Genomic DNA, 6,000 nt, shown 5'->3' on the forward strand with positions numbered 1-6,000 from the left:
CGGAAAGCGGGAACGCTAAGCTCACGTCAGTCAGGTAAGCCTAACCTAACTGACCGGGAGGCGCCGCGTATGAGCACCAATCCCTTCGACGACGTCGACGGCCGTTTCCGCGTCCTGGTGAACGACGAGGGCCAGCACTCGCTCTGGCCGTCGTTCGCGGAGGTGCCCGGGGGATGGACGACCGTCTTCGAGGAGAACACCCGGGACGCCTGCCTGGAGTACGTCGAGTCCAACTGGACCGATCTGCGCCCCCGTTCCCTGGCCGAGTCCATGGACAACTGACGTCCGTCGCTCCGCACGAGGCGGACGAACGGGACGAGGGGCGGGGGAATTCGGTCGACAGGGGTGCGTGCGAGGCACTGTGATGGGTGGGACCGCCCGTCGCACGCAGCGGGCCGACTCCAGGAGCCGTTCTTGGCAACCGTGAGCATCCCGGGCCGCCCCTCGATCGACACCTCACTGGTCAGACGCCTGGTCGACGCACAGTTCCCGCAGTGGGCGCGGCTGCCCCTGCGGCCGCTGGAGCAGGCCGGCTCCGACCATGTGATCCACCGGCTGGGCGAGGAGCTGACGGTCCGGCTGCCCCGCCACGCCGGCGCCATCGGGCAGGCCGGGAAGGAGCTCGAATGGCTGCCCCGGCTCGCCCCGCACCTGCCTCTGGCCGTCCCGGTCCCGGTGGCGGTGGGGGAACCCGGTCTCGGCTATCCCTGGCCGTGGGCGGTGACCCGCTGGCTCGACGGAGAGGTGGCCACGGTCGACGCACTGTCCGACTCCTCGGAGACCGCCCTCGAACTGGCCGGTTTCCTGGCCGCCCTTCAGCGGTTCGAGCCCGAGGAGGCCGCCGCGGTCCGGGGCCTCGTCGACGACCCCACCGTCCATCCGCTGGCCGCCCGGGACGAGGCGACGCGCGCCGCCATCACGGAGGTCGGCGGCACGTTCGACAAGGCCGCCATGACCGAGCTCTGGGACGCGGCGCTCGGCGCCCCGGGGTGGGGCCGTCCTCCCGTCTGGTTCCACGGTGACTTCCACACCGGCAACCTGCTCACCACCGGTGGCCGTCTCAGTGCGGTGATCGACTTCGGCGGGCTCGGCATCGGCGACCCGGCCTGCGACCTGACCATCGCCTTCGCGCTGATGTCGGCCGTGCCCCGAACCGCCTTCCGTGCCGCGCTCGGTGTGGATGACGCCACCTGGACCCGTGGCCGGGGCTGGGCCCTGGCCACGGGCCTGAACGCCTACGTCTCCTACGCCGCCACCAACCCCGGCGTCGCCGCACAGACCACTCGGCAGATCAGGCAGGCGCTCATCGGCTAGAGCCGGCCGGTCCGGGACGGCGGCCCGGGCCGCTCATCGTGCGTGACGCGCCCTCAGCAGCCGAGACCGCTGCCGGTGTTCGTGAAACCGGGACAGGCGTCGAGTGCGGCGGTGAGATCGCTGTAGGAGTAGAAGGGATTGCTGCCGGGGAACACCTCGTCGCTCCCCTTCCGCGACTCGTCCGTCAGCCGCCGACCTTGACGTCGATGCAGGCGTAGAAGGCGTTGTCGGTGTCGGCGACGTTCCAGACGGCGAGCACCTTCTGCCCGCCGGTCAGGCCACCGAAGTCGACCTGGTGGTTCACCACTGCACCCGGCTTGGCACCACCGTCGTCGAACAGCGCGACGCGCTGACCACCGACGTAGTACTCCCAGGTGCTGGTGGCGTGCTGCGCGGTGAGCCGCCACGAGAACGTGGTGTTCTTCGGCACCGGTGTGACGGCCCAGCCCTTGTTGTCGTCGTCCAGCTCCGAGAAACGGCTGTTGCCGCCGCTGCAGCTGGTGAGGCCCTTGGGGCCTTCGACGCTCTGGGGTTCGTAGGTGATGTCCCCGCAGGACACGGTGCCCGCGGCACACTGGGCCTGGCGGCTGGGCGGATCGGAGATGTAGCCGTGCGCGCTCGCCGAGGCGGCGGGGAGGCTGACGGCGATGACGGGGGCGAGGGCCGCGCCGATCAGGGCAGCCGTCTTCCGGTTGGTGTGCATGCGGAACTCCTTCATCGGGCCGTCCCACGGCACGTGCGGTCATGTGTGGGGATGGCCGCACGCACCGAGTACGGCCTCTCGTGGTGGGGCCAAGAGGCACGAAGGTGACGCGTGATCGCCGTCCTGGCAGGGGAATGCGAGCCCCTGCGCAGGTCAACTCCGGAAGCGGAGCGGCGAGTTCTGTTGGACTAGACCATACAAGCGATCGTCGTGACCGTGTCAAGGGTGTGACGCGGCGCCGTTGTCCGGGGAAGGCCCGGGGCCCGCCGGCGGCACGAGGACCTGACGGCGACACACGCGATGGTCGAGTCGGCCCGCCGAGTGAGGCGCTCCGCCGCGGCGTCGCGGCCACCGGTCATGCGGACGGGGGAAGCCGTCAAGCGTCCGGCGAACAGGCTCCGGGACCCACCTGCCGTGAGCATGATCCGCCGGACAGGCCCTAATCTTCACGCGTGACCACCGACCTGACCCTGCTGCCGCGTGTCGCCTATCTCGGACACGAGGTGACCGCGCCCCGGCTCCGCGGCCTCCTCGCGCTGCTCGCGGGCGATGTGCGCACGGGCTGCACGACCGAGCGCCTCGTGGCGGGCCTGTGGCCGGACGAGTTGCCGGAGCGACCGGGAAAGGCGCTGCAGGTCCTCGTGTCCAGGGCACGGGCCCAACTGGGCGCCGATGTCCTCGCGAGCACGTCGACCGGATACCGGCTCACCCTCGCCGAGGACCGGGTCGACACCTCCGCCCTGCTGCTGCGCGCCGCCGCGAGCGCGGAGCGGGCCAGAGCCGGGGACCACGCGCGATCGCTGGCCGCGGCCGAGGCCGGACTCGCGCTGTGGGAGGGCACCCCGGACGGAACCGGCGCCACCGACGACCCCGTGGCCGCGTTGCGCGCCGAACGCGCCCCCGTCCGCGACGCGCTCGTACGCGCGCGGGCACTCGCGCTCGCCCGCCTCGGGCGGCACGCGGAGGCGTCCGGGCCGCTGGCCGTGGTCGCCGCCGAGCATCCGCGTGACGAGGAGGTGCTCGCCGAGTTGCTGCGCGCCGAGGCGGCGACCGCGGGTCCGTCCGCTGCGTTGACCCGGTACGAGGCGTACCGCCGTGAACTGCGCGACGGGCTCGGTACGGATCCGGGCACCGGGCTCAAGGCGGTACAGCGCGAGCTGCTGCGCGGCGATGCGGCTGCGGTCAGGCACGGTGTTCCGCACGAACCGAACCCGCTCCTCGGCCGGGACGAGGACATCGCGGCGGTGCGGCGGCTGCTGCGCGCCTCGCGCGCCGTCACCGTCGTCGGCCCCGGAGGGCTCGGCAAGACCCGGCTCGCGCACGCCGTCAGCCGTGGGGCCGAGCAGCGTGCGGTGTACTTCGTGCCGCTCGCCGGCGTCACGGAGGACGACGACGTGGCCGCGGACGTGGCGTCCGCGATCGGCGCGGGAGAGGGGCGGCACGGCGTCGTGAGCGGCCACGTCCCGGCCGACCCGGTGTCCGGGATCCTCGGCGTGCTCGGCTCCGGGCCCGCTCTGCTGGTGCTCGACAACTGCGAACAGGTCGTCCGGGGCGCCGCCGACCTCGTACGGGCTCTGGTCTCGTCCTCGAAGGACCTGCGGGTGCTCGCCACCAGCAGGGCTCCGCTCGGACTCACCTCGGAGGCGGCGTACGCGCTTCCCGAACTCGGCCTGGACACCTCGGTCGAGCTGTTCACCCAGCGGGCCAGGGCCGCCCGGCCGGGCGTGGAGCTGCCACCGGGCGCGGTGGCCGACCTGTGCCGCCACCTCGACGGGCTGCCGCTGGCCCTGGAGTTGGCCGCGGCACGGGTACGGGTGCTGTCGGTGCCGGAGATCGCCCGCCGCCTGGGCGACCGTTTCGCGCTGTTGCGCGGCGGAGCGCGGGACGTACCGGAGCGCCACCGCACGCTGCACGCGGTGGTGGAGTGGAGCTGGAACCTGCTCGCGAAGGACGCCAGGGCGGCGCTGCGCACGCTGTCCGTCTTCCCCGGAGGCATCTCCGGAGAGGCGGCGGAGCAGGTGCTGGGCGAGGAGGCGCTGTTCCTCCTGGAGCAGTTGGCCGATCAGTCACTGCTCGCCGTCGTCGACACCCCGGCCGGGGTCCGGTTCAGGATGCTGGAGACCGTACGGGAGTTCAGCGCGGTACGCCGTGCGGAGGCGGGCGAGGACGAGGAGGCCGTCGGCCGGTTCCTCACCTGGGCGCGGGACTTCGGGGTCGCGCATCACGACTGGCTCTCCGGCCCGCGATCGCTGCCCACCTGGCAGTCGGTCAAAGGCGAACAGGACAATCTCGTGCTGGCCCTGCGGCACGCCCTGGCCCGTGCGGACGGCCCCGCCACCGCCGCCCTCACCGCGGTCCTCGCCGCCCTGTGGTCCACCGACTCCAACTATCCCCGTCTCGCCGCGCTCGCCGCCGACACCGGCCCACCCCTGTCGCACTACCGTCCCGAGCCCGAGTACGTCGAAGTCGCCAGGGCCGCCGCGGTGTTGTGCACGGCGAGCCTGTTCATGGGCCAGGGCCCGCACGTCGTACGCCACCTCGTCACCCTCCGACGGCTGCCCCCGGCGCCACCGGACACGCTGCTGCGAGCCACCGCGGTCGTGCTGAGCGCGGTCCCCGAGATGGTGCCGCCCGACTACGAAGTGCTGCGCGAACTCTGCCGCAGCGAGCGACCCCTGGTCGCGGGCATCGCCGAGTGTGTCGCCAGCTACGTCTGGGAGTCCGAGCACGACCTCGACCGCGCACTCGCCTCGGCCCGCCGGATGATCGCCGCGCTGACGCCGGCCGATCACCCGGCCACGCAGGTCATGGGCCACTCCCGGCTCAGCGAGCTGTACCTGAAGGCGGGGCAGGGCGAGGCCGCGTACGGACATCTGAAGGCGGCGCTGGCAACGCTTCCGCGGCTCGGTGACGAGCACGACTACATCGGCATCCGCTGGGGTCTCGTACTCGCCTGCCTGCAGCGCGGTGACCCGGACGAGGCCGAGTACTGGCTGCGTCAGGCCGAGGAGGACGGCACTGCTCAGCAGGACGACTTCTACAGCCCCGACCTCGGCGGGCGGGCGGAGATCGCACTCACCCGCGGGCTGACGGAGGCCGGGCTCGGACTGTGGCGCGGCGCCGTGGAGCGGATGCCCGCGGCAGGCTCGATGCACGGCGGTGACCCCTGGAGCGACCCGTGGGCCCTGGAGATCCAGTCGGCGGCGGTGACGGCGCACGCACACGCCGGCCGTCTCGAACTCGTCGCAGAGCCGGTCGACCGGCTGGGGCAGCGGCTGCGGACGATGCTCTCCCGCCCGGACGGCTCCTCCATGGAGCTCCCCGTGTTCGGGACGGTTCTGCACGCTCTCGGCATGGCGGCTCTGGCGTCGGGCGACACCGCCGGTGTACGGATGATCGCGCTGGCCGAACGGCTGCGGGTGCTACGCGAGTTCCAGCCGACGATGTCGGCGACCCGAGCCCGGAAGGCGGCCGAGGACGCCGACGGGGCGGCGTACGCCGACGCAGTGTCGGAGTACGCCGCCCTCGGGCGCGACGAGTTGCGGGAGGCGGCCCGTGCGCTCATTTCGGGTCGCGGTTGAACAACGACACCGCCCAGCGGTACCCGAGCGCGGCCAGGCCCAGGCACCAGACGACCGAAACCCATCCGTTGTGGCCGATCTCCGTGCCGAGGAGGAGTCCGCGCAGGGTCTCGATGGCAGGTGTGAAGGGCTGGTACTCGGCGACCGGCTGGAACCAGCCCGGCATCGCGTCGATGGGGACGAAGGCGCTGGAGAGGAACGGCAGGAGGATCAGCGGAAGCGCGTTGTTGCTGGCCGCCTCCGCGTTCGGACTGGCCAGGCCCATGCCGACGGCGATCCAGGTGAGGGCCAGGGAGACCAGCGTGAGCAGTCCGAAAGTCGCGATCCACTCCAGGGCCGTGGCGTTCGTGGAGCGGAAGCCGATGGCCACGGCGACGGCACCGACGAGGACCACGCTGGCGA

General features: G+C 72.4%; 5 protein-coding genes and 1 pseudogene. 3 read left to right on the plus strand and 3 right to left on the minus strand.

Annotated features, from left to right (window positions below):
* Window positions 1-69: 69 nt before the first annotated feature.
* On the plus strand, window positions 70-282 hold the full coding sequence (locus ABEA26_RS23740; RefSeq protein WP_345595300.1) for an MbtH family protein: 213 nt from the start codon (window positions 70-72) through the stop codon (window positions 280-282).
* 132 nt (window positions 283-414) lie between these two features.
* Window positions 415-1,314: an aminoglycoside phosphotransferase family protein gene (locus ABEA26_RS23745; protein WP_345595301.1), complete on the plus strand. Its 900-nt coding sequence runs from the start codon at window positions 415-417 to the stop codon at window positions 1,312-1,314.
* A gap of 68 nt (window positions 1,315-1,382) precedes the next feature.
* Here ABEA26_RS23745 and ABEA26_RS36410 read toward each other — a convergent pair.
* Together ABEA26_RS36410 and ABEA26_RS23750 are read right to left on the minus strand one after the other, a co-directional pair.
* Window positions 1,383-1,475, minus strand: a pseudogene (locus tag ABEA26_RS36410) (chitinase); the annotation flags it as partial.
* Between the two features lie 23 nt (window positions 1,476-1,498).
* Window positions 1,499-2,017 carry a lytic polysaccharide monooxygenase auxiliary activity family 9 protein gene (locus tag ABEA26_RS23750; protein ID WP_345595302.1) on the minus strand — a complete coding sequence of 173 codons (519 nt, stop codon included), beginning with the start codon at window positions 2,015-2,017 and terminating at the stop codon, window positions 1,499-1,501.
* A gap of 452 nt (window positions 2,018-2,469) precedes the next feature.
* On the opposite strand from ABEA26_RS23750, the gene ABEA26_RS23755 reads away from it, so the two are divergent.
* Window positions 2,470-5,598, plus strand: coding sequence for an ATP-binding protein (locus ABEA26_RS23755; protein WP_345595303.1), 3,129 nt, complete (start codon window positions 2,470-2,472; stop codon window positions 5,596-5,598).
* Here the strand turns inward: ABEA26_RS23755 and ABEA26_RS23760 are convergent.
* Window positions 5,579-6,000: ABC transporter permease (locus ABEA26_RS23760; RefSeq protein ID WP_345595304.1), on the minus strand; the 422-nt coding region annotated here is incomplete at its 5' end. The genes ABEA26_RS23755 and ABEA26_RS23760 overlap by 20 nt on opposite strands.

The organism is Streptomyces marokkonensis (genome assembly GCF_039539045.1).
In the GTDB taxonomy this organism is placed as follows: domain Bacteria; phylum Actinomycetota; class Actinomycetes; order Streptomycetales; family Streptomycetaceae; genus Streptomyces; species Streptomyces marokkonensis.

What these genes read in the sequence shown, in the direction of transcription:
- ABEA26_RS23740 (WP_345595300.1), top strand. Translation starts at nt 70, where the DNA reads ATGAGCACCAATCCCTTCGACGACGTCGACGGCCGTTTCCGCGTCCTG.
- ABEA26_RS23750 (WP_345595302.1), bottom strand. Translation starts at nt 2,017, where the DNA reads ATGCACACCAACCGGAAGACGGCTGCCCTGATCGGCGCGGCCCTCGCC.